Here is a 23782-nt window from a genome sequence, read left to right on the forward strand (position 1 = left end):
TTCGTCTTTCACGCCAGTCGGAGTTGGCTGATGGCGCGACGCTATTGCACCCAGCGCTGCAGGATTTGCTGCAAATCCGTACGTTTGAACGGCTTGGCCAGGTAATCGTTCATTCCGGCTGCCAGGCAGGCTTCACGGTCGCCCTGCAACGCGTTGGCAGTCAGGGCGATGATCGGCAGGTCGGCGCAGCCCGGCAGTTGACGGATCTTGCGGGTGGCCTCGTAGCCGTCGATCAACGGCAGCCGGCAATCCATCAGGATCGCGGTGAAAATCAGGCTCTCGGCACTGCGGATCGCCTCGGCACCGTCGGTGGCCAGGCTCACTTCAAAGCCCAGGCTGCGCAACATGGCTTCGACCACGGTGCGGTTGACCGGGTTGTCCTCCACCAGCAATACATGGCGGCCAGCGCCGGCGTTGGCTTTGCCGTCGGCGCCTTGCGCGATGGCCGGCACGCTCTGCTGGTCGATGGCCAGGGGAATTTCCAGGGTAAATACCGAGCCGCGGCCTTCTTCACTTTGCGCGCGCAGGGTGCCGCCCATGCGTTCGGCCAGGGTACGGGCGATGGGCAGGCCGAGGCCGGTGCCGCCGTAACGTCTTGAAATGGAACTGTCGGCCTGCTGGAACGCGTCGAACATCAACTCCAGGCGTTCGGCGCAAATCCCGATGCCACTGTCGCGCACGGTGCAGGTGAACCACACCAGTTCATGGTCAAGGGTCTGCCAATGGGGTTCGACGCTGACGCTGCCCTGCTCGGTGAACTTCAGCGCATTGCCGATCAGGTTCACCAGGATCTGGCGGATTCGCGTCGGGTCGCCCTGCACGCGCAAGGCGTCCAACCCCGGTGGTATCGACAGTTTCAACGCCAGCCCGCGCTGCTGGGCGCTGTGCTGGAACGCCTGGGCGCAGCTGTTGATCAGGTCCGCCAGGTTGAACGGAATATGCTCCAGTTCCAGGGCAGCGCGTTCGATGCGCGAGAAGTCGAGGATGTCGTTGATGACCTTGAGCAAATGCTCGGTGGACTCGGAGGCCAGCGCCGCGTACTCGGTCTGCTCCTCGGTCATTTCGGTGGTTTCCAGCAACTGCAACATGCCCAGCACGCCGTTCATGGGCGTGCGCAGCTCATGGCTCATCATCGCCAGGAAATCCGACTTGGCGTTGTTGGCGCGCTCTGCCTCTTCGCGGGTCTGGATCAACTGGGCCATGGCCTGCTGCTGTTCGCGGCTGGCCTGGTTGAGGCCTTCGGCCAGGTTATTGATGTGTCGCGACAGGTCGCCCAGTTCCGAGTCGTCCACGATCGGCAGCGGCGTCTTGTAGTCACCTTGCTGGATGGCTTTTACCGCGTGGCCCATGGCGCTGATCGGCTGAGACAGGCTGGCGGCCAGGCGCCGCGCGAGCAGGAAGGTAAACAGCAGGGCGAACAGCGCCAGGATGCCGGCCTTGAACAGGATTTCCTGCTGGCGCTGGCTGAATGCGTCGTTGGACATGCCGACGATCACCCGGCCCAGGTAGTCGGCCCGCGGTGCCTTGGGTTCGTTGAGGTTGTCCTGGAAAAAATCATTGCCCAACTGGATGTGTTGCAGGCGAATCGGTGCCTGGAACACTTTGACGGACAACGAGCGGTCGTGTTTTTCCGACGGCTGCTCGACATACACCAGGATGTTCTCGCTGCTGTCCTGGATCTCCAGGAACCGCACATGGGGCGTAGCGAGCGTGGCGCGCAGCAGGCTGTCGAGCACTTCGTTGTTGCCGGAGATCACCCCGTACTCGGTGGCGGGCGCCAGTTGGTTGGCGATCAACTGGCCGGTGTGGTCCAGTTCCTGGCGCAAGTCCTGGATCCGCACGAAGGTGAAAAAGCTGATCAGCAGCAACGTCAGCAACAGCGCCGGGCCCAGGGTGATGAGCTGGGTGCGGGTGTTGATGTCCCAACGACGGCGCAAGGTCATGGGCGTTTTTCTCCTTCGGCCAGGCGGATCGCGACGCCGGCTTCGTCCACCTGTTCGATCCCCAGTGAGCGCGCGACTTGCGGGTTGCCCACGACTTTGAAGTGTTCCGGGTACAGCGAGCGCGGCCAGTTGGCCGGCGGGTGGTCTAGCAAACGGTCAAGCACGGCCAGCCAGTCGGTCTGGTCGCTGTAGGTGCTGGCCAGGCTGCCGGCCCGCACAAAGCCTGCATTCGGGCCCACCGCCGGCAATTGCTGGGCATAGCTGCTCAGCAACAGGTTCTTCGCGGTTTTCGAGTTGTACAACTGCGGGTCATCCAGGCCGAGCAGCACGTCACTGCTCCTGAACAGGTTTTGCAGCGGGCGGCTGTCATTAATGTTGTCCCAGAGCTGTGGCACGATTTCCAGGCCGAGGGGTGTGGCGTGCTGGCGCAGTTCGGGCAGCAGGAACTCACTGTCGGCGCCGTAGAGCACGCCGATGCGCCGCGCCTGGGGCAGGATGGCGGCGATCAGGCGCAGTTGGCGTTCCAGCGGTGGGTCGCTCCACAGCAGGCTGATGTGCGGGTGAGGTGTGGTGCCCAGGCGTTGATGGGCCTGCAACCGACTGATACGCAGCACCAGGGTCGGCGGGCCTTGGGTCTCCTGCAGGCGCCAGTCGAGGCTGGGCAGGTCGAGCAGGATCAGACGTGTGTTGGCCGGCAGTCGACCAGGGGCTGGCAGGTTTTTGAGCGGGGTGAAGGTGATGTGGTCTTCGGGGCGTTGCTGGGCCAGGGCCTGGGCGAAGGCCTGGACGCCGGCGCTGTCTTCGGCAGCGGTCAGCAGGATCTCGGCACTCCAGGCCGGCGCGGCAGACAGCAGGCAAGCGAACAGCACAATGCGTCGCCAGAGCGTGTGGATAAAAAAGCAGGTCATCCGTGACGAGTCGCCCATGTCAGAACTCTAACTCTGCGCTGAAGTAGAGCACGTGGCGATGGTCATAATTGTTATCGGCCCAGGTGGTGGGCTGGTGATCCAGGCGTTCTTGCAGCATGCCGGCCAGCTCCACGTTGGCTTTGCCCAGGGCAATGCGCTTGGCCACCCGCAGGTCGACCCGTTCGAAGCGATATTGGTTGAGTGCGTCATCGCCGTAGTAGAACAGCGCGCTGGACCAGCCTTGGCCCCATTCACGCAACCAACCGGCAGAGCCACTGTTGCGTGCGGTCTGTGCCTTGTCCAGCGGGTTGCTGGCGCTGGCATCGACATAAGCATAGGTCAGCCGCAAGCGGTCGGCGTTGCTCACGCGCCAGTCGAACTGGGTTTCGGCACCGGTGAAGCGTGCGCTGTTGGCGTTGCTGGCAATGTACTGGTTATTGCGCAGCGGCGAACTGATCATGTCGGTAATTTCGTCGTAGAACAGTTTCACGTCCATGTTCAGCCCGATGTCGGCAAAGAAGCCGTTGTACCCCAGTTCCCGCGACTTCATCATCTCTTTATCGAGGTTGCCCGGCCCCCGCGTCTTTACGAAGTATTGCCCGGTGGTCTGACCGTAGGCCGGGGAGCTGAGGTTGGTGACGCGATAACTCCAGTTGACGTTGTTCTCGAACATGTCCGGGGAGCGGATGGCTTCGGAGTACACCGCGCGCAAGCCATGGCGCGGGTTGATCAGGTAGTTGACCGCCACCCGTGGCGTCAGCGAATTGCCGCTCAGGTGCGTGTCTTCATACATGGCGCCGCCTTGCAGCAGCCAATGTTCGCTGGCGCGCCATTCCAACTGGCCGAACAGGCGCCAGGTGGTGTCGTCCAGGGTGCCATTGAAGTAGGTATCGGAGTCGGCGCGGTCGTAGCGGTAGTTCATGCCGCTGACCAGGCGCAGGCTGTCGGACAGGCTGAGGGTGTCCTGGATTTCCAAGTCATAGCGACTTTCGCGGGTGCTCTGGTCGATGTCGCCGCACACGCTTTGACTGGCACCGTCGCGTCACTGCTGCAACACCTGGTTGGCCAGCGCTTGCTCGGCAGCGCTACCCGGCGGTGCGCTGCCCTGGCTGTAGGTGTCCATGTGGCGGGCCAGCAGCTCGGCGTAGTTGGGGTTCATCTGCCACAGCTGGGTCAATTCCGGGCTGAACGACACCTTGGCGTCGCAGGCCTTCCAGATTTGCCGGCGGTCCCACTGCTGGGCCGAGCCCTGGATATAGAGGCTGTGTTCAGGGTTGAAATCGAAATTCCAGCGCAGCGAGCCGGCGTAGTCCTTGGCCGTGACGTCGGAGTTGTTGCCACCTTCGGTAATCCCGGCGAATACCGGGCTGTAGGTATACGGACGTTGGTTGGTGCCTTCCTTCGCATCCAGTTGCCAGTCGATGCTCTGCTGCGCGTTCAACGTCTGGCTCACCGCCAGGCTGAAGCGATTGAGACGACGCCCGTCGCGGCGGTCGGCGCCAGCGGCGTCGCTGTCGAACCCATCGTCCTGCTGGCCGGACAGCGACAGGCGCAAATCGCCGGTTTCCCAGCCGATGCCCTGGCTGGCATAGAAGTCATTGATGCCACGCTCGCCACGCACCACTTTGACCCGGGTGCCGTGGCTGTTAGCCGGCGAGCGCGTGAGAATGTTGACCACCGCCATCAAGGCATTGGCGCCGTAGCTGACGGTGTTGGGGCCGCGGAAGACTTCGATGCGCTCGATATCTTCCATCGCTACTGGAATGTCGCTCCAGTCCACGGTGGCCAGGCCGGCGCGGTACACCGAGCGGCCGTCGATCAGCACCTGCATGCGCCGCGCATCGCTGGCGCTGGTGCCGTGGTAGTTCACCGCCGCCTGGTTGCCGGAGGTGTAGCCGACCATCATCCCCGGCACCAGGCGCAGCAACTCGCTGATATCCCGCGCGCCGCTGGCCTTGATCAACTCGCTGTCGATCACGGTCATGCTGCCGGGCACGGCGGCGGCCGATTGCTTGAGACGCGTGGCGGTCAATACCTGGGGCAGCGGCTGGCTGTCGAGGAACAGGTCGTCGGCCATGACAGGCGCACTGCACAGCAGCATCAACCACAGAGATGAACGGGGAGGAGGGCCCAAATACACGGCACGGCCTTGATAATTACGGATAGCCGCCCATGTTAACTGAGGTGGGGCCATTTGCCAGTCGCCGGACTTGCAATTACTTCATGTAAGTGTGGCATTTTCCGACAAGCGCACGAATTGATACGGGGGCTGGCCGCCGACGGGTCGGCCCGTATAATGCCGCCATCGCCACTGGTATGGATTAACGGATTGCATATGACTGAACAGCGCCCTATCGCGGTCCTGGGAGGCGGAAGTTTTGGTACCGCCGTGGCTAACCTGCTGGCCGAGAACGGTCACGCTGTGCGCCAGTGGATGCGCGATCCCGAACAGGCCGAGGCCATTCGGGTGCACCGGGAAAATCCGCGTTACCTCAAAGGCATCAAGATTCATCCGGCGGTCGAGCCGGTTACCGACCTGCTGGACACCCTCATGGCCTGCGACCTGTGCTTCGTCGCGCTGCCGTCCAGCGCCTTGCGCTCGGTGCTGGCACCGCACGCCGAACGCCTGGCGGGCAAGCTGCTGGTCAGCCTGACCAAGGGCATCGAGGCGCAGACCTTCAAGCTGATGAGCGAAATTCTCGAAGAGATCGCGCCCCAGGCGCGCATTGGCGTGTTATCCGGGCCGAACCTGGCGCGGGAAGTCGCCGAGCACGCGCTGACCGCCACCGTAGTCGCCAGTGAAGACGAAGAGCTGTGCGAACGGGTCCAGGCTGTATTGCACGGTCGTACCTTCCGGGTCTACGCCAGCAGCGACCGCTTTGGCGTCGAGCTGGGCGGTGCGCTGAAAAACGTCTACGCGATCATCGCCGGCATGGCCGTGGCGCTGGGCATGGGCGAGAACACCAAAAGCATGTTGATTACCCGCGCCCTGGCCGAGATGACCCGCTTTGCGGTCAACCAGGGGGCCAACCCGATGACCTTCCTCGGCCTGGCGGGCGTGGGCGACCTGATCGTCACTTGCTCCTCGCCGAAAAGCCGCAACTATCAGGTCGGGTTCGCCCTCGGCCAGGGCCTGAGCCTGGAAGACGCGGTCACGCGCCTGGGCGAAGTGGCCGAGGGCGTCAATACCCTCAAGGTGCTCAAGGCCAAGGCCCAGGAAGTCGGCGTGTATATGCCGTTGGTCGCCGGGCTGCACGCGATCCTGTTTGAAGGGCGCACCTTGAACCAGGTCATCGAGTTGCTGATGCGCGCCGAGCCCAAGACCGATGTCGACTTTATTTCCACCAGTGGTTTCAACTGAGGAACGCGTCATGAACGATCCGCAAGCAGCCCCCAAGTACGAATCCATTGCCCTGCGCATCCTGTGGATGCTGGTGTTTGCCCTGGTTTGGCAAGTGGCGCAGTTCCTGCTCGGCGCGCTGGTGGTGGTGCAACTGATCTACCGCCTGGTCTACGGCGCCCCGAACCTGGGCCTGATGAACTTCGGCGACAGCCTCAGCCAGTTCCTGGCGCAGATCGGGCGTTTCGGCAGCTTCCATACCGAGCAAAAACCGTGGCCGTTCGCCGACTGGCCGACCCCGCGCGCACCCGAGGGCGAAGCTGCCCACAGCGTGCCGCCGGCGCCGCACCCGGTGCGTGATGAAGAGCCGAAACTATGAAGTTGTGGATACTGCGCCACGGCGAGGCCGAAGGGCATGCGCGCACCGATGCCGAACGCAACCTCACCGAGCATGGCCGTGGCGAAGTGTTGCGCAGTGCCGCGCACCTGATCGGCCAGCCCCTCAGCGCGATCATCGCCAGCCCCTATGTGCGGGCGCAGCAGACCGCGCATCTGGTGCGTGATGCGTTGGGCTTCGAGGCGCAGATTCGCACGGTGCCGTGGCTGACCCCCGATGGCAGCCCGTTGCAGGTGCTGGAAAAGCTCGACACCGACGACAATGTGCTGCTGGTCAGCCATCAGCCCCTGGTGGGCAGCCTGATCAGCTTTCTGCAGCATGGTCATCAGCGCCAGCCGCAGCCGATGCACACCGCCAGCCTGGCGGAACTGGAAGGGGATTTCCCGCTGGCGGGGCTGATGAGCCTGGTCAGCGTGAAGAATCCGTAGGCGTTATCGCGGCTTTGTGTGTGCTATATAGTCAACCAAGCAAGTGCTTGGTTGGCTATCGTCGGACCACAAAGGAGCGCGTCCCATGCCCGTCGCATTTCGATTGCCGTTGCAGGTGTTCTTCGAACGTGAAGCGCGGCACCCGCGCCAGACCTTTCTGGTGCAGCCCGTGGGCGGCGGTGAGGTGCAGCGCCTCACCTGGGGCGATGTCGGCCAACAGGCCCGGTGTGCCGCGCACTGGCTGCGCGCCCGCGAGCTGCCCCCAGGCTCGCACATTGCCCTGATTTCGAAAAACTGTGCGCACTGGATCATTGCCGACCTGGCGATCTGGATGGCCGGGCATGTCTCGGTGCCGCTGTACCCCAACCTCACTGCCGACTCCGTGGCCCATGTGCTCGCCCATTCCGAGGCGGCGCTGGCGTTCATCGGCAAGCTCGACGACTGGCCCGCTATGGCGCCCGGCGTGCCGTCCAATGTCCCGACCATCAGCTTGCCGCTGTGCCCAGCCGGCGCGTTCGATTTCAGCTGGGCCGACCTGCAAGCCTGTTCGCCGATCCAGGATGACCCGGCGCCTGCGGACTGGGACTTGGCCACCATCATCTACACCTCTGGCACCACCGGCCTACCCAAAGGCGTGATGCACAGCTTCGGCGCGCTGGGGTTTGCCGCCACCCGTGGCACCGAATTATTCGGGTTGGGGGAGGGCGACCGCCTGCTGTCCTACCTGCCGCTGTGCCATGTGGCCGAGCGCATGTTTGTGGAAATGGCGGCGATCTACACCGGGCAGACAGTGTTTTTTGCCGAAAGCCTGGAGACGTTTCTGACCGACCTGCGCAGGGCACGTCCGACCGCCCTGTTTGGCGTACCGCGTATCTGGACCAAATTCCAGATGGGCGTCTACGCCAAAATCCCGGAAAAACGCCTGGACACCCTGCTGCGTCTACCCTTCATCGGCAAGCGCGTGGGCCACAAGGTGCTCGCCGGGCTGGGCCTGGATGCGTTGCGCATCGCACTGTCCGGGGCGGCGCCGGTGCCCGAGGCGCTGCTGCGCTGGTATCAGCGCCTGGGCCTGGACGTACTGGAGGTGTACGGCATGACCGAGAGCTGCGGCTACTCCCATGTGTGTCGCCCCGGGCAACAGTCCATCGGCTGGATCGGCCTGCCGTGCCCTGGTGTCGAGGTGCGCATCGATCCTGCGGGCGAAGTGCAAGTGCGCAGCGGTGCGACCATGCTCGGCTACTACAAGGACCCGCACAAAACCGCTGAGACCATCACCGCCGACGGCTTCCTGCGCACCGGCGACAAGGGCGAGCAGGCTGCCGACGGTCGGCTGCGCTTGACCGGGCGCCTCAAGGAGATCTTCAAGACCAGCAAAGGCAAGTACGTGGCCCCGGCACCGATTGAGAACCGCCTGGCCGAACATGCGCGCATCGAACAGGTGTGCGTGGTGGGCGATGGCCTGACCGCGCCGATGGGGCTTTGCGTGTTGTCGGCAATGAGCGAAGAACCGCATGTGCTGCGCAGCAGCCTTGAACGCTGGCTGGAGCAGGTCAATCAAGCATTGGATAAACATGAACGCCTGCGACAGTTGGTGGTGGTGAAAGACAACTGGGCGGTGGAAAACGGCTTTCTGACCCCGACGCTCAAGATCAAACGCAATGTGATCGAATCGACCTACGGTGAACATTTCCAGACGTGGAGCGAGCGTTCCGAAACTGTTCTGTGGCAGGATTAGGGCCATCATAAAACCAACAAGGACAACCGTATGAGCCTGTGGCGCACTCAACCGAATATTGACCAACTCAATGCGATCCAGAAGAACACCATCGGTGAATTGCTGGATATCCGTTTTGAACGCTTCGATGACGAATCGCTGACCGCCAGCATGGTGGTCGACCATCGCACCCATCAGCCTTACGGCTTGTTGCACGGCGGCGCATCGGTGGTCCTGGCCGAAAGCGTCGGCTCCATGGCCGCCTATCTTTGCATCGACGCGAGCAAGTTCTACTGCGTGGGCCTGGAGATCAACGCCAACCACCTGCGCGGTGTGCGCAGTGGGCGGGTGACGGCGGTGGCCAAGGCGATCCATATCGGCCGCACCACCCAGGTGTGGGACATTCGCCTGACCAGCGACGATGGCAAGGCCAATTGCGTGTCGCGCCTGACCATGGCGGTGGTGCCGCTGGGCGAGAACCCGCCGGCGCGATAGGCGTGGCGTGAGTGTCATCATTCCTGGCAGTTACAGTCATTGCTGTGGCGGTCGGGGCTGGTGACAATCAATCTCTGTTTTTGTCGATGGATCCGGTATGTCGCAGCATGTGTTTTTCGCCCACGCCAATGGTTTCCCCTCGGCCACCTACGGCAAGCTGTTTGCCGCCCTGGCCCCGGAATATGCAGTGGCGCACCTGCTGCAGCACGGTCACGACCCCAGGTTTCCGGTGGACGATAACTGGCAGAACCTGGTGGATGAGCTCATCCACCACCTGGAGCGGCAGCCGGAACCGGTGTGGGGTGTGGGGCATTCCCTCGGTGGCGTTTTGCATCTGCATGCAGCCATGCGTTGCCCTCAGTTATATCGCGGAGTGGTCATGCTCGATTCGCCGGTGTTGACCCGCGCCGACCGCTGGGTGATCCGCGCGGCCAAGCGCTTTGGTTTTATTGACCGCCTGACCCCGGCCGGGCGCACCCTGGGACGCCGCGAAGAGTTCAGCGACCTGGACGCCGCGCGCAGCTATTTCGCCGGCAAGACCTTGTTCCGTGGCTTTGACCCGGAATGCTTCGACGCTTACCTGCAACACGGCCTGCACCAGGTCGGTGACCGCCTGCGCCTGCGCTTCGACCCGGCTACCGAGATCAGCATCTACCGGGGCGTGCCCCACACCAGCCCCGGTCAGGTGCGCCAGATGAAGGTGCCGCTGGCGGTGGTGCGCGGCCGGCAGAGCCGGGTGGTGATGCGTCACCACGCCAGCGGCGTCGGTCGCCTGCCCATGGGCGAAATGCTCACCATGCCCGGCGGCCATATGTTCCCCCTTGAACGCCCCCAGGACACCGCGACCTTGATCAAGAACCTGTTCTCCCGCTGGGAAGCCCGCGAGCGCAGTTGCGCATGAGCACACCGGTCGAAGAAGTGCGCCTGAGCCTGCCGCATATCGAGTTGGCGGCCCATCTGTTCGGGCCCGAGGACGGTTTGCCGGTGATCGCGCTGCATGGCTGGCTGGACAACGCCAACAGCTTTGCGCGACTGGCGCCGAAACTTCAGGGCTTGCGCATCGTTGCACTGGATATGGCCGGGCATGGGCATTCGGCGCATCGTCCTATCGGCGCCGGTTACGCCTTGTGGGATTACGCGTACGACGTGCTGCACGTCGCCGAGCAACTGGGTTGGAAACGTTTTGCATTACTTGGCCACTCCCTCGGCGCCATCGTTTCCCTGGTGCTGGCCGGTGCGCTGCCGGAACGGGTGACGCACCTGGGATTGATCGACGGGGTGATCCCGCCCACTGCCAGCGGTGACAACGCCGCCGAACGCTTGGGCATGGCGTTGCAGGCGCAATTGAACCTGCAGGACAAACGCAAGCCGGTCTATAGCACCCTGGATCGAGCGGTCGAGGCGCGCATGAAAGGCGTGGTGGCGGTCAGTCGCGAAGCCGCGGAACTGCTGGCCCAACGCGGTCTGATGCCAGTGCCGGGCGGTTACACCTGGCGCACCGACAGCCGCCTGACCCTGGCTTCGCCGATGCGTCTGACCGATGAGCAGGCAATGGCTTTCGTGCGGCGTGTGGGTTGCCCTACACAGTTGGTGGTCGCGGCTGATGGCATGCTGGCGAAACATTCCGAATTGCTTTCCCAGCTACCCTTTACCGTGACCACGCTGCCAGGCGGCCATCATTTACACCTGAATGACGAGCCCGGCGCGGTCCTTGTTGCAGACTGTTTCAATCGGTTCTTCTGCGCGCCTTGACTTGGGGCGGTCAACTGCCGAGGCTGGGCGGATTGAAAGGGAGTCAACCATGAACTACTTCAACACCGCTGTGACCGCCGATGGCCAGGGCTCGTTGATCCTATGAGCGTGCGTAACGGATGTATCCGTATCCTGGGCTTGGGCCTGCTGAGCCCACTGGTATTTGCCGCCGACATACCGGGTAGCCAGGACCTGCCCACCGTGGCCCGCCAGGTCGACGCGCAAATCGTCGACTACCGTCCCACCGAAGAAAAAGAACGCATCTACCCCATGGGCGCCATCCGCAAGATCAGCGGCCAGCTGCGTTACGAAGGCCAGGCCACCGCACGGGGCCAAGCCACCGCCATCACCTATGAATTACCTGCCGAACACAGCTCCAGTGCCGCATTTACTGCGACGCGCGAAGCGTTGCAGGCGAAGGGCGCGCAGTTGCTGTTCTGGTGCCAGGCCCGGGATTGCGGCGAAAGCAGCCTGTGGGCCAATGAAGTGTTCGGCAACGCCAAGTTGGTCGGCGCCGACGGCCAGCAGGAATACCTGCTGCTGCGCCTGGCAGCCCCCCAGGAAAACTCCCTGGTGGCGCTGTATGGCATCACCCGTGGCAACCGTCGCGCCTATCTGCACGTGGAGCAACTGGACGCCAACGCGCCGCTGGCCGACCTTCTGCCCACCTCCGCAACGCTGCTGCGAGAGCTGAAAAGCACCGGCGAGCTGGATTTCCCCGCGCTGGGCGGCGACCCTGACGACACCTGGCTGACCCTGATTTCCCGTGGGTTGAACCTTGATACCACCTTGCGCGTCAGCCTTACCGGCCCGAACGCCGAAGCCTGGCGCCAGGCCCTGGTCGACAAAGGTGTGCGCGCCGCGCGCATGGAAACCGGCTCCGCTGAAACCAAAGGCCTGCACCTGCATCTGATACGCTGACCGTTACAAGGCGAACGGACCCGCGCCGTTCGCCTAAGCTCTCTTCCTATAGCCTTCTTCTAGAGATACTCCATGCTCAATAACGATCGCCTACTGGTGCAAATCCTGCTGCTGGTGCTGTTCGGTGCCAGCTTCTGGGTGATGGCGCCGTTCTGGTCGGCGCTGTTCTGGGGCGCGGTACTGGCATTTGCCAGTTGGCCGTTGATGGTCCTGCTCACCCGCTGGCTGGGGGGGCGCGAATCCCTGGCCGCCGGCATCCTGACGTTGGGTTGGATGCTGCTGGTGGCGCTGCCGCTGGTGTGGCTGGGCTTCAACCTCGCGGATCACGTGCGCGATGCGACGGCGTTGATCAAGGATATCCAGGTTGACGGCCTGCCGGAGGCACCTGCCTGGCTCGGCTCGATCCCCTTAGTCGGTGAGCGGCTGGTGGCCATGTGGGACAGCATTGACCAACAGGGCGCGGCCTTGATGGTCAGCATCAAGCCCTACCTGGGGCAGGTCGGCAATTGGTTGTTGGCGCGCAGTGCGCAAATCGGTGGTGGGATTCTAGAACTGACCCTGAGCCTGGTCTTCGTGTTCTTTTTCTACCGGGACGGGCCGCGCCTGGCGATGTTTGTTCACCGCCTGCTGGAGCGCTTGATCGGCGAGCGTGCCGGCTATTACATCGAACTGGTGGCCGGCACCGTGCAGCGCGTGGTCAACGGCGTGATCGGCACGGCCGCCGCCCAGGCCCTGTTGGCGCTGATCGGTTTCCTGATCGCCGGGGTGCCGGGTGCGCTGGTGCTGGGCATCGTCACCTTCCTGCTCAGCCTGATTCCCATGGGCCCGCCACTGGTGTGGATCCCGGCCACGGCGTGGCTGGCCTGGAAGGGCGATTACACCTACGCGGTGTTCCTCGGCGTGTGGGGCACGTTCATCATCAGTGGCGTGGACAACGTGCTCAAGCCTTACCTGATCAGCCGCGGCGGCAACCTGCCGTTGGTCATCGTGCTGCTCGGGGTGTTCGGCGGCTTGATTGCCTTTGGTTTCATCGGCCTGTTTATCGGCCCGACCCTACTGGCGGTGGCCTACAGCCTGTTGATGGACTGGAGTGCAACCCAGGCCCAGGGGCGGCGGGAAGACAAGCCGCTCTAGACGCGTGGTAACCACATCACGGCGGTCAAACCACCGCCGGGGGTTTCTTCCAGGTGCAGCCGACCGCCGAGGCGTTCCGCCGCTTCCCTGGAAATCGTCATGCCCAGGCCGACCCCGCCAGAGTTGCGGTTGCGTGAGCCTTCCAGCCGATAGAACGGTTCGAACACCGCCTCACGCTGGTCGGCGGCAATGCCGGGGCCATGGTCGATGACACGGATGACCAGCGCCTCGCGGCTGTCTGTCAGCTCGATGCGCGCCGAACCGGCGTACCGCAGGGCGTTGTCGATCAGGTTGTTGAGGCACGATCGCAAGGCCATCGGCTGCACTTGCAGCGGTGCGCAGGTCCCGCCGAACTGCACATCGGAACCCTGGTCCTGGGCGTTTTCGCTCATCGACTCGACCAGCGCCTGCACGTCCAGCCAATGCCGGGTTTCGCTGGTGCGTTGTTCGTGCAGGTAGCTCAGGGTCGCGTCGAGCATGCCGATCATGTCGTCCAGGTCCTGGCGCATCTGGCCTTGCAGCCGGGTGTCTTCGATCTGTTCCAGGCGCAGCTTCAGGCGTGACAACGGGGTGCGCAGGTCATGGGAGACAGCGCCGAGCATACGGGCGCGTTGGCTGACTTGCTCGCGGATGCGTCGCTGCATCAGGTTGAAAGTCGACGCCGCTTGCTGTGCCTCACGCGGGCCAGATTCGTCGAGGGGCGGGCTGTCGAGGTCCAGGCTCAGGCGCTCGGCAGCTTCGCTCAGGCGCTGGATCGGCCGGCTCAGCAGCTTGGCACCGTACCAGGCGGCGATAATCAACGAGATGAACTGGAACGTCAGTGGCACCACCGGGCCACCAAACCATGGTCGCTTGTGCCTGGCCAGGTGTTTCATCGTGCCGTCCGGCTGCTCGACAAAGGTCTCCTGAGGCGGCGGCGGAGGCGGGCCGTAATAGCGAAACCAGGAAATGGCCAGCACATGAGCCAGCACAATCGCCACCAGCAACACGCCAAACAGTCGACCGAACAGCGTGTTGAAGGCGTTGCGCATCAACCGATATCCCGGGCGTCGAACAGGTAGCCTTCACCCCGCACGGTCTTGATCAATTGGGGCGCCTTGGGATCATCCCCGAGTTTTTGCCGCAGGCGCGACACCAGCAAATCGATGCTGCGATCAAAGGCTTCGATGGAGCGGCCACGGGCGGCATCCAACAGTTGTTCGCGGCTCAACACCCGGCGCGGACGTTCGATGAATACCCACAGCAGGCGAAATTCCGCGTTGGACAGCGGCACCACCAGGCCATCGTCGGCGACCAGTTGGCGCAGCACGCTGTTGAGGCGCCAATTGTCGAAGCGGATATTGGCGCGTTGTTCGGTACGGTCGTCACGCACACGGCGCAGGATGGTCTGGATGCGCGCTACCAGTTCGCGGGGTTCGAAGGGCTTGGACATGTAATCGTCGGCGCCCAGCTCCAGGCCGATGATGCGGTCAGTGGGTTCGCAGCGGGCGGTGAGCATCAGGATCGGGATATCCGATTCCGCGCGCAGCCAGCGGCACAGCGACAGGCCATCTTCGCCCGGCAGCATCAGGTCGAGCACCACCACGTCGAAGGTTTCGGCCTGCATGGCCTGGCGCATCGCCGTACCGTCGGTGACGCCGCTGGCGAGAATGCCGAAGCGGGCCAGGTAGTCGATCAGCAGTTCACGGATCGGCACATCGTCGTCAACGATCAGCGCGCGGGTGTTCCAGCGTTTGTCGTCGGCGATCACCGCGCCTTTTTGCTCGTCGTTCATGGAGACGGAAGGGGTATGCATAGTGCGATCATCTGCCCTGTTGTTGCGCTCAGCATAGGCGCCCAGCCCCATGGCTGGAAGTGCTGGTCGGTGGGTCGTGCAAGCGAGGCTAGCCGTGAGGCGTGTTGGGGGCATGTCGTGAATGTATCGGCTTTGAAATAATTCCCTGAAATGCCTGCCCGATAGCGCTTGGTCAGTATTTACCGATCATCGGATCCCGCAACGCCGCCGCTTGCGCTACAATCCGCGCCGATTTCGACTTGCCTGAGAGCCCATTCCAATGTCCGTCTGCCAGACTCCTATCATCGTCGCCCTGGATTACCCCACTCGTGACGCCGCACTGAAGCTGGCTGACCAGTTGGACCCGAAGCTGTGCCGGGTCAAGGTCGGCAAGGAATTGTTCACCAGTTGCGCGGCGGAAATCGTCGGTACGCTGCGTGACAAAGGTTTCGAAGTGTTCCTCGACCTGAAATTCCACGATATTCCGAACACCACCGCGATGGCGGTCAAGGCCGCCGCCGAAATGGGCGTGTGGATGGTCAACGTGCACTGCTCCGGCGGCCTGCGCATGATGAGTGCCTGCCGTGAGGTGCTGGAACAGCGCAGCGGGCCTAAACCGTTGTTGATCGGTGTGACCGTGCTCACCAGCATGGAGCGTGAAGACCTGGCCGGTATCGGCCTGGATATCGAGCCCCAGGAGCAGGTACTGCGCCTGGCCGCCCTGGCGCAAAAAGCCGGCCTGGATGGCCTGGTGTGTTCGGCGCTGGAAGCCCAGGCCCTGAAAACCGCGCACCCGTCGCTGCAACTCGTGACCCCGGGTATTCGTCCGGCGGGCAGTGCCCAGGATGACCAGCGCCGTATCCTGACCCCGCGCCAGGCGTTGGATGCAGGTTCCGATTACCTGGTGATCGGTCGCCCGATCAGCCAGGCGGCCGATCCGGCCAAGGCATTGGCGGCAGTCGTCGCCGAAATCGCCTGATTTTCGAATGTGGGAGCGGGCTTGCCCCTCCCACATTCAGATCTCCAACATTTAGATCTATGGGTGGTCAGCTGACCTTGAGCACCAACTTCCCGAAGTTCTCACCGTTGAACAGCTTCATCAGCGTTTCCGGGAACGTCTCCAGCCCCTCCACGATATCTTCCTTGCTCTTGAGCTTGCCCTGGGCCATCCAGCCGGCCATTTCCTGCCCGGCAGCGGCAAAGCCTACGGCGTGATCCATCACGACAAACCCTTCCATGCGCGCGCGATTGACCAGCAGTGACAAGTAGTTGGCCGGACCTTTCACGGCTTCCTTGTTGTTGTATTGGCTGATGGCGCCGCAGATCACTACGCGTGCCTTCAGCGCCAGGCGGCTGAGCACGGCGTCGAGGATATCGCCGCCGACGTTATCGAAATACACATCCACGCCCTTGGGGCACTCGCGCTTGAGTGCGGCAGGCACATCTTCGCTTTTGTAATCGATAGCAGCATCGAAGCCCAGTTCATCCACCAGGAACTTGCACTTGTCGGCGCCGCCGGCAATGCCCACCACACGGCAGCCTTTGAGCTTGGCGATCTGCCCGGCAATGCTGCCCACGGCACCAGCCGCGCCGGAGATCACCACGGTTTCGCCAGCCTTCGGCGCACCGGTGTCCAGCAGTGCGAAGTAGGCGGTCATGCCGGTCATGCCGAGTGCCGACAGGTAACGGGGCAGGGGCGCCAGTTTCGGATCGACCTTGTAGAAACCCCGCGGCTCGCCCAGAAAGTAATCCTGCACGCCCAGGGCGCCGTTGACGTAGTCCCCGACTGCGAATGCCGGGTTGTTCGAGGCAATCACTTTGCCCACGCCCAGGGCGCGCATTACTTCACCGATACCGACCGGCGGGATATAGGACTTGCCTTCATTCATCCAGCCGCGCATGGCGGGGTCGAGGGACAGGTATTCATTGCGCACCAGCACCTGGCCGTTCTGGGGCGTGCCCACCGGGACTTCCTGGTAGGTGAAGGTGTCCCGGGTGGCCGCGCCGACCGGGCGCTTGGCGAGCAGGAATTGGCGGTTGGTCTGGGCGCTCATGGCAGTGACTCTTCTGGAAATGAACCTGAAGTGATAGACCTTGAACGGGCCGGGAGCAAGGTTCACCGAGCGTGCGAATGCCGGTCGATAGGTGTTGCTGATAGTCAGGCGGCGGCTGTTATCACTACGATTCATGCAGCTTCAACCGGCCTTTTGATAGTGCTGACGCGTCTGGCGCGGCGTTGGCTAGACTCGACCCACGACTTTCCCTCACAGGACATCCCTCATGAGCATGACGTTTTCCGGCCAGGTCGCCCTGGTGACCGGTGCTGCCGCCGGTATCGGCCGCGCTACGGCACTGGCGTTCGCCGCCGAAGGGTTGAAGGTGGTGGTCGCTGACCTGGACGTTGCGGGCGGCGAAGGCACCGTCGCGCTGATCCGCCAGGCCGGCGGCGAAGCGCTGTTTGTGCGCTGCAACGTCACGCTGGAGGCGGATGTTCAGCAATTGATGGCCCAGACCCTCGCCGCCTATGGCCGCCTGGACTACGCCTTCAATAATGCCGGGATCGAGATCGAGAAGGGCAAGCTGGCGGATGGGACCCTGGACGAGTTTGACGCCATCATGGGCGTGAACGTCAAAGGCGTGTGGTTGTGCATGAAGCATCAATTGCCACTGCTGTTGGCCCAGGGCGGCGGGGCGATTGTCAACACCGCGTCGGTCGCGGGGTTGGGCGCGGCGCCGAAGATGAGCATTTATGCCGCGTCCAAACACGCGGTAATCGGCCTGACCAAGTCGGCGGCCATCGAGTATGCGAAGAAGAACATTCGCGTCAATGCGGTCTGCCCGGCCGTGATCGACACCGATATGTTCCGGCGTGCCTATGAAGCCGACCCGCGCAAGGCCGAATTCGCTGCTGCCATGCACCCGGTGGGGCGCATCGGCAAGGTCGAGGAAATCGCCAGCGCGGTGCTGTACCTGTGCAGCGACGGTGCGGCCTTTACCACCGGTCACGCCTTGGCAGTGGACGGTGGCGCGACGGCTATCTAGGACCTCAGGTCGCCCTCCATTCGAAAAGGCCTGGGAGGGTGTGAGGTTTTTCCATAGCTGGCACGGTGCCTTGTCAGAATGTGTATCAGCAGGTAAATAACTCAATAAAATCAATAATTTAATAAAAGTTGGCGAGCGGCCGACATGGGCTTCTGTGCTTAACTGTCCCGGGTTGAATTACAGACAGTTGAAGTGAGTGGCGCATGGATTTAGGGATCGATCGACAAGCCCTTGTACCGGTGGTGCAGCAAATCATCAGCGCGGTGGCGCAATGGATTCGCACGAGTGGGGCGAGCCCTGGTACACGCTTGCCCTCCGTTCGCCAGGTGGCTCTCGATAACCTGCTCAGCCAGTCCAGTGTGATCGAGGCATTCGAGCGGTTGGTCGCCCAGGGCGTGCTGGTTTCGAAACAGGGGTCGGTTTTCTGCGTGGCCCAGCCACCGACGGTGCACGAAAGCCAGTGGTATGAAGGTGCCGAGCGAGATTGGGGCGCCTTTGCCGATAACCCGTTGGGCGAGCTGAAACTGGGCTGCGGCTGGCTGCCTGATGCCTGGCGCGAAAGCGATGACATCAGCTACGCGATTCGCGAAGTCACCCGCTGCGACACGGCTGCGCTGTTCAACTACAGCACCCCATTGGGGCTTCCGGCATTGCGTGAGCAATTGCTCAAGCGCCTGACACAGGTCCACATCCCCACCCACCTTGACGGCATCCTCACCACGGCGGGCGCCAGCCATGCACAGGACCTGCTGATACGCACCCTGCTCAAGGCCGGCGATTGCGTGATGGTTGAAACGCCGGGGTACGGCAACCTTTATCGGCAACTGGTCTTTCATGGTGTGCAACTGCTGCAGGTGCCACGCACCCGTGGCGGGCCGGACATCGCGACGCTTGAGGCCTTGCTGCAGCGTCATCGGCCCAAATGCCTGTTCATCCATAGCCTGTATCACAACCCCACCGGTTCCAGCCTGAGTCGCACCGTGGCGGAGCGTGTGTTGGAGCTGGCGCACCGCGAGAACTTTTTGATTATCGAAGAGGACGTGTTTGGCGATCTGCAACACGCCAGTTGCACGCGGCTCTCGGCGTTACCCCACGGTGACCGGGTGATCTACGTCGCAAGCTTTTCCAAGACCCTGAGCAGTGCCTTGCGCGTGGGTTATCTCAGTGCGAGCACGGCGATCATCGCGCAATTGGCCAGCCTCAAGACCCTGACCGGCTTCGGCACTTCGCGGTTTGCCGAGGCCGTAGTGGCGACGCTGCTGGCTAATGGCACTTATCGCAAGTGGGTGCAGCGCTTGCGCAAGCGGCTGAGTGCGCAAATGGCTGCGACCTTGCAGGTGCTGGAGGATGAGGAATGGGAGGTGTTCGCCAACCCTGCCGGCGGGATGTTCGTGTGGGCGCGGCCAGGGGTTGGGGATCGGTCGCGGTTGCAGGCGTATGCCCGGCGGCTGGGGGTTTTGTTGTCACCGGGGGCACTGTTCAGTCCAACGGATGAGCCCAGTGAGTGGCTGCGAATCAATGTGGCCTATGCTGATGATCAACGGGCACTGGCGTTATTCCGCGCCATGGGACCTGCAAGATCGACCTCGACCATTCTGAAAACGACGAGCGTGTAGCTTTTTGCCATTATTGTGGCGCCAATGACTTGTGTTCGGTGCCTTGTGGTTGCCAATCTCGCCTGTGTAAACCGGGCTTGATGGCATCTGCCATTGCAAGAGGATGCAAGTGCAATGATTTCGGCCGTGCAACGACGCTTCGCCAACCTCGGTATGGCAAAAAAACTGGGCTTGGGCTTCACCCTGGTATTGCTGTTGACCGCCCTGGTCGCGGCCATCGGCGTGTGGTCCCTGCAATCCGTTGGCCAGCGCTTCGAAGGCCTCAAGGCCATGTCGTCGCTCAACAGTGGCTTGCTCAAGGTGCGCCTGATCGAGCAGGACTACGCGTTGCATGCCGACCCCAAGGCCGTCGACGCCCTGCATGAAAGTGTCGATGCCTTGGCCGCGCTCGCGGCGAGCCTCAAGGCCCAGTCGGCGGCCAACGTGCCCGTCATGACAGATGTCGAACAGGCCCTGGCCGCCTACCGCAAGGCGTTCGATGAGTTTGTCGAATTGACCCAGACCAAGGACCTGGCGTTGGAAATGGCCAGTTGGTCAGTGTCCAGCGTGGCCAATAACCTCGATGTGCTGCAGGCCGGGCTGGCTGACGACGGTGCCTATGGCCTCAAGGAAAGCCAGGGCAAGGAGGGCGCCGAGTTTATCGAGCAGGCGGGGCAGGTCAGCCAGGTTTCACGGCTGATGTTGCAAGCCATGAACGAAGCCCACGTACGTCTGGACCAGAGCCGCAAGGTAGACGCCGATGACGCCGAGCAAGGCAAGATCGAGCAGGCCGACCAGGCGCTGGCCCAGGTTGAAACACTGAAAACCGCGGTCAAGGATCCCGGTTACCAGACGGTGTTGAATGAGGTCTCCGGGCATATTGCTTCGTTCAGTGAAAAACTCGGCGAGTACACCGGCCTGCTGGCCCAGGAGAAGGTGGTCTACAAGCAGTTGCATGATCGGGCCGAGCAAGTGGTCGGCCGGGTCAACCAGGCGTACGACACTGAAGACCTGTCGATGCAGGCACAGTTGAAGAAAAGCGCGATGCTGATCATCGGCTCTTCGGCCCTGGCGCTGTTGGTGGGGTTGATCGCGGCCTGGGTGATCACCCGCTTGATCGTCGCGCCGCTGCGCAGTGTGATTGCGGTTGCCCAGCAGATTGCGGCCGGCGATTTGAGCGGGCGCATGGAGGTCAGTCGCCGCGATGAGATCGGCCAACTGATGCAGGCGATGCAGCAGATGGGCAATGGCCTGAGCCATATGGTCAGCGGCCTGCAGGCCGGTATCGAGCAACTGGCCAGCTCGGCTCACTCATTGTCCAGTGTTACCGAACAAACCAATGTCGAAGTCAGTAGCCAGAAAGAAGAAACCGAGCAGGTCGCCACGGCGATGAACCAGATGACCGCTACCGTGCATGACGTGGCGCGCAACGCCGAAGAAGCCGCGCAAGCCGCACAGACAGCGGACGACAAAGTCGACAGCGGCCAGCGTGTGGTGCGCCAGAGTTTGCAGCGTATTGAATTGCTGGCCACCTCCAGCACCAGTGCCAGCGCCAGCATCGAGAGCCTGAGCGCCGAGATCCAGAACATCGGCACTGTGTTGAGTGTGATCAAAAGCGTGGCCGAACAGACCAACCTGCTGGCCCTCAACGCGGCTATCGAGGCCGCCCGTGCCGGCGAGCAGGGCCGTGGTTTCGCGGTGGTGGCGGATGAAGTGCGGGCGTTGGCCAAGCGTACCCAGCAATCGACCGAAGAAATCGAGCGGCTGGTCAGTACGTTGCGCAACGCGGCCCAGTCCTCGGTGCAGCAGATCCAGCAAAGCGGCGAACTGGTGAAGCTGGCGGTGAGCGATGCCTTGGAGACCGAGAGCGCCTTGGGTAGCATCGCGGTGGCGGTGTCGCTGATCCAGCAGATGAACCAGCAGATTGCCGCGGCGGCCGAGGAGCAAAGCTCGGTGGCCGAGGAGATCAACCGCAGTGTCACCAGTATCCGTGCCAGTGCCGACCAGTCGGCGCTGAGCATGCAGGGCAACGCCGCATCGAGCATTCAGCTGGCGCAGCTGGGCGCGGAACTCAAGGGGATGGTCGGGCACTTCCGCCTGTGATCGCAGCGTTTACGCGGCGATCACAGGGGAGGGCGGTCAGGCGTTGTTGGCGAGGAAAGTCAGCAGGGCTTCGTTGACGAAGTCCGGGTTTTCCCTGGCGCTGATATGCCCGGCTTGCGGGATCAGGATCAGGCTGCAGCCGATCAGGCGGGCCATTTCCTCGGATTCGGCAGGTGGGCGCGGTTTGTCCTGTTCGCCGCACATCACCAGGGTGGTGTCGGCGTCCAGCTTGGGCAACTGTCCCAGCACATCTTCGCGACTGAAGATCAAGCGACCCAGGGGCACGATGCTCTGCAGCAGGCGCTCCCTGGAGTAGCCCTGCAATTGCTTGCGGAAATCCTGATACAGCGCGGATTCGCGGTCGATACCCGGGCGGAAGAAGATCGGCGCGACCACGTCCAGCAAAGGCCCGGGGATAGCGCCGGCGTCTTCGATCATCTTGAACAGCGAGAAGTAATACTGGCGCGTGGCTTCGGGCTCGGCACCCAGGTAGGTGTCCATCAGCACCAGGCTGTTGATGCGCTCGGGAGCCAGCAGCGCCAGGCGTGCCCCCCACATGCCGCCGACCGAGAGGCCGACCAGGTTGATCTGTGGAAAATCCAACTGGTCCAGCAGGGCCAGGGCCTGGCGCGCGAGGTCGTCGAGGGAGCGGGTTGTTGCGGGCAGCGGGCCGGATTCGCCATGGCCCCACAGCTCGGGCACGATCACCCGGTACTGTTGCGACAGGGCTTCGATCTGCGGCGCCCACATGTCGCGGTCCCACAGGTAGCTTGAGCCCAGCAGGACGACGGGGCCGGAACCCTGGTCGACGTAGTGCAGCGGTTGTCCATCAATGACGGCGACAGGCATAGCGGGCCTCTGACTTCATGGAGTGAGGGGCACTTTTTTACGCTAGTCGGGGGCGGGGGGATAGATGCAAAGTGATGGCATCTCGTGAAGCAGCGAGGTGGTTTGTACTGGCCTGGCTTTTATTGCTGTGGTGAGCGTGCTCACCACAGCAATAAAAGCCAGGCCAGTCTTCCAGCCGGCGAATCAGTCGTAGATGACTTTCTTCTTCCACTCGGCGTCGGCGTCGACCACTTTGAGGCCTTCGGTCAGTTCGTTGACTTCGTCTTCGGCCGGCTTACTGTTGGTCAGCACCGTGGAGTTGGCGCGTCCCAGTTGGGCCTCCAGGTGTTGCAGCTGTGCGCTGTAGATCACCGGCTCCGGCTGTTTGCGCAGGTACTGCACGCCACGCTCGAATGCCAACCGCGCCTGGCCCGGCTGGCCTTGCTGCAGGGCGTGCTGGCCGAGGTTGTTGAAGAACTCGATATGCAGCAACACCAGGATATGGCGGATCTCGCGGATCCAGTGCTTGGCCTCGTTGGCCGGCAGGAAACCATCCTGGGCCGCACGGGTGACCTGGCCGTGCAGGGCTTCGAGCAGGAAACGCACATCCTTGGCCTTGGCTTCGGTCTGGATTGGCGCGGGCGGGTTGTTCACCGGGATCGATTCGCCCTGGGCGACCAGCGTATTCAGCTCGGCGATGCGGGCCTTGAGCGCCATGCTGCCTTTATTCAGGTTCAGCAGGCGCTGGTTGACGTTGAGTTCCAGGCGGGTCAGCAACAGCTTGAGCGCCGGGGTCATCAACTGGCCAGGGAAGGTCTCGGTGATTTCACCGCAACGGCGCAGGCGATCGTTAAGCTCGATCTCGGTGCGCTTCTTTTCCAGCTTGTTGTTTTCCACCACGTGGTTCATGTAGCCAATGGCGATCAGTATTGCGATCCCGGCTATTACCAGCAGGGTGATCATGAGTGGTGTCACCGGTGTGACCTCTTTATAGGGTTTACAGTGGAGTGTAGTGACTGGGCCATCCGGCGGATAGGACTGATCGACCAGTTGCCCGGGTAGTTTGCTTCTATAGGCATAGGCGCTCCCTGCATGGATGCACATTGCCATCATTTGCTGGAGCGAACTATAGCGTCTTGTCGGGCGCCAGAATATAGGCGTCAAAGCCCGGACGCGCACAATCCCCCCATGAGCCCGAAAAGCTGGGGGAAGTCATTGATTTTAATAAATTTATCCTTGGGGGTTGACGATCTTTCAATCCGTCCATAGAATGCGCGCCACTTAACGCGTAAAGCACACAGCAAAACGCGGTTAAGCAGTGAATGTTGTACGTGTGTCCCCTTCGTCTAGTGGCCTAGGACACCGCCCTTTCACGGCGGTAACAGGGGTTCGAGTCCCCTAGGGGACG

20 protein-coding genes, 1 tRNA gene and 2 pseudogenes are annotated in these 23782 nt (G+C 62.6%); 15 read left to right on the forward strand and 8 right to left on the reverse strand.

Annotated features, from left to right (window positions below; translation table 11 throughout):
• Positions 1–41: 41 nt before the first annotated feature.
• The 3 genes and pseudogenes from AC3WP7_RS25865 to AC3WP7_RS25875 form a co-directional block, all read right to left on the reverse strand.
• Positions 42–1943, reverse strand: coding sequence for an ATP-binding protein (locus AC3WP7_RS25865; protein ID WP_093514428.1), 1902 nt, complete (start codon positions 1941–1943; stop codon positions 42–44).
• Positions 1940–2869, reverse strand: a complete 930-nt coding sequence (locus tag AC3WP7_RS25870) for an ABC transporter substrate-binding protein (RefSeq protein ID WP_102592521.1) — start codon at positions 2867–2869, stop codon at positions 1940–1942. Before AC3WP7_RS25870 ends, AC3WP7_RS25865 begins: the two co-directional genes overlap by 4 nt.
• A 1-nt stretch (position 2870) precedes the next feature.
• A pseudogene (locus AC3WP7_RS25875) lies at positions 2871–4991 on the reverse strand (TonB-dependent receptor plug domain-containing protein).
• 195 nt (positions 4992–5186) lie between these two features.
• On the opposite strand from AC3WP7_RS25875, the gene AC3WP7_RS25880 reads away from it, so the two are divergent.
• The 9 genes from AC3WP7_RS25880 (at position 5187) to AC3WP7_RS25920 (ending at position 13032) form a co-directional block, all read left to right on the forward strand.
• Entirely contained in the window at positions 5187–6212 is a 1026-nt protein-coding gene (locus tag AC3WP7_RS25880) for an NAD(P)H-dependent glycerol-3-phosphate dehydrogenase (RefSeq protein WP_092247873.1), read from the forward strand.
• Positions 6213–6222: 10 nt separating this feature from the next.
• Positions 6223–6570, forward strand: coding sequence for a DUF4389 domain-containing protein (locus AC3WP7_RS25885; protein ID WP_071489568.1), 348 nt, complete (start codon positions 6223–6225; stop codon positions 6568–6570).
• Entirely contained in the window at positions 6567–7016 is a 450-nt protein-coding gene (sixA, locus tag AC3WP7_RS25890; RefSeq protein ID WP_092247876.1) for a phosphohistidine phosphatase SixA, read from the forward strand. The genes AC3WP7_RS25885 and sixA overlap by 4 nt, the downstream gene beginning before the upstream one ends.
• Positions 7017–7101: 85 nt before the next feature.
• Positions 7102–8751: an AMP-binding protein gene (locus tag AC3WP7_RS25895; protein WP_092247879.1), complete on the forward strand. Its 1650-nt coding sequence runs from the start codon at positions 7102–7104 to the stop codon at positions 8749–8751.
• A 30-nt stretch (positions 8752–8781) separates the two neighbouring features.
• Positions 8782–9225 carry a hotdog fold thioesterase gene (locus AC3WP7_RS25900; RefSeq protein WP_092247882.1) on the forward strand — a complete coding sequence of 148 codons (444 nt, stop codon included), beginning with the start codon at positions 8782–8784 and terminating at the stop codon, positions 9223–9225.
• Between the two features lie 97 nt (positions 9226–9322).
• Positions 9323–10126 carry an alpha/beta fold hydrolase gene (locus AC3WP7_RS25905; protein WP_102592520.1) on the forward strand — a complete coding sequence of 268 codons (804 nt, stop codon included), beginning with the start codon at positions 9323–9325 and terminating at the stop codon, positions 10124–10126.
• Positions 10123–10977, forward strand: coding sequence for an alpha/beta hydrolase (locus AC3WP7_RS25910; protein ID WP_092247885.1), 855 nt, complete (start codon positions 10123–10125; stop codon positions 10975–10977). The genes AC3WP7_RS25905 and AC3WP7_RS25910 overlap by 4 nt, the downstream gene beginning before the upstream one ends.
• A gap of 102 nt (positions 10978–11079) precedes the next feature.
• Positions 11080–11898 carry a DUF4892 domain-containing protein gene (locus tag AC3WP7_RS25915; protein ID WP_092247888.1) on the forward strand — a complete coding sequence of 273 codons (819 nt, stop codon included), beginning with the start codon at positions 11080–11082 and terminating at the stop codon, positions 11896–11898.
• Between the two features lie 72 nt (positions 11899–11970).
• Positions 11971–13032 (forward strand): AI-2E family transporter, encoded by a 1062-nt coding sequence (locus AC3WP7_RS25920; RefSeq protein WP_071489561.1) that lies wholly within the window; start codon positions 11971–11973, stop codon positions 13030–13032.
• Here AC3WP7_RS25920 and AC3WP7_RS25925 read toward each other — a convergent pair.
• Both AC3WP7_RS25925 and AC3WP7_RS25930 read right to left on the reverse strand, forming a co-directional pair.
• A complete protein-coding gene (locus AC3WP7_RS25925) occupies positions 13029–14063 on the reverse strand; it encodes a sensor histidine kinase (RefSeq protein WP_071489560.1) in 1035 nt (344 codons plus the stop codon). The genes AC3WP7_RS25920 and AC3WP7_RS25925 overlap by 4 nt on opposite strands.
• Positions 14063–14827: a response regulator gene (locus AC3WP7_RS25930; protein ID WP_058427191.1), complete on the reverse strand. Its 765-nt coding sequence runs from the start codon at positions 14825–14827 to the stop codon at positions 14063–14065. The genes AC3WP7_RS25925 and AC3WP7_RS25930 overlap by 1 nt, the downstream gene beginning before the upstream one ends.
• 259 nt (positions 14828–15086) lie before the next feature.
• Here AC3WP7_RS25930 and pyrF point away from each other — a divergent pair, with 259 nt between their 5' ends.
• The gene (pyrF, locus tag AC3WP7_RS25935) at positions 15087–15785 is read left to right on the forward strand and encodes an orotidine-5'-phosphate decarboxylase (RefSeq protein WP_010211681.1); all 699 of its coding nucleotides are present in this window, start codon (positions 15087–15089) and stop codon (positions 15783–15785) included.
• 67 nt (positions 15786–15852) lie between these two features.
• Here pyrF and AC3WP7_RS25940 read toward each other — a convergent pair whose 3' ends face one another.
• Positions 15853–16860 (reverse strand): NADP-dependent oxidoreductase, encoded by a 1008-nt coding sequence (locus AC3WP7_RS25940; RefSeq protein WP_102592519.1) that lies wholly within the window; start codon positions 16858–16860, stop codon positions 15853–15855.
• A gap of 226 nt (positions 16861–17086) precedes the next feature.
• Here AC3WP7_RS25940 and AC3WP7_RS25945 point away from each other — a divergent pair, with 226 nt between their 5' ends.
• The 4 genes and pseudogenes from AC3WP7_RS25945 to AC3WP7_RS25960 all read left to right on the forward strand — a co-directional run bounded on the left by AC3WP7_RS25945 (position 17087) and on the right by AC3WP7_RS25960 (position 21546).
• Positions 17087–17848, forward strand: coding sequence for an SDR family oxidoreductase (locus tag AC3WP7_RS25945; RefSeq protein ID WP_092247898.1), 762 nt, complete (start codon positions 17087–17089; stop codon positions 17846–17848).
• Between the two features lie 203 nt (positions 17849–18051).
• Entirely contained in the window at positions 18052–19464 is a 1413-nt protein-coding gene (locus tag AC3WP7_RS25950; RefSeq protein ID WP_058427175.1) for an aminotransferase-like domain-containing protein, read from the forward strand.
• 1023 nt (positions 19465–20487) lie between these two features.
• Positions 20488–20685: pseudogene (locus tag AC3WP7_RS25955) on the forward strand (HAMP domain-containing protein); the annotation flags it as partial.
• 18 nt (positions 20686–20703) lie between these two features.
• Positions 20704–21546 carry a methyl-accepting chemotaxis protein gene (locus AC3WP7_RS25960; protein WP_371322049.1) on the forward strand — a complete coding sequence of 281 codons (843 nt, stop codon included), beginning with the start codon at positions 20704–20706 and terminating at the stop codon, positions 21544–21546.
• Positions 21547–21582: 36 nt separating this feature from the next.
• On the opposite strand, the gene AC3WP7_RS25965 is transcribed toward AC3WP7_RS25960, so the two are convergent.
• The gene (locus AC3WP7_RS25965) at positions 21583–22395 is read right to left on the reverse strand and encodes an alpha/beta fold hydrolase (RefSeq protein ID WP_102592518.1); all 813 of its coding nucleotides are present in this window, start codon (positions 22393–22395) and stop codon (positions 21583–21585) included.
• A gap of 183 nt (positions 22396–22578) precedes the next feature.
• Complete coding sequence (locus tag AC3WP7_RS25970) at positions 22579–23349, reverse strand: hypothetical protein (protein WP_092247910.1); 771 nt, start codon at positions 23347–23349, stop codon at positions 22579–22581.
• A gap of 360 nt (positions 23350–23709) precedes the next feature.
• Between AC3WP7_RS25970 and AC3WP7_RS25975 the strand changes: the two genes are divergently transcribed.
• Positions 23710–23782 (forward strand) — tRNA-Glu (locus AC3WP7_RS25975).

Source organism: Pseudomonas sp. FW305-3-2-15-C-LB1 (genome assembly GCF_058787615.1).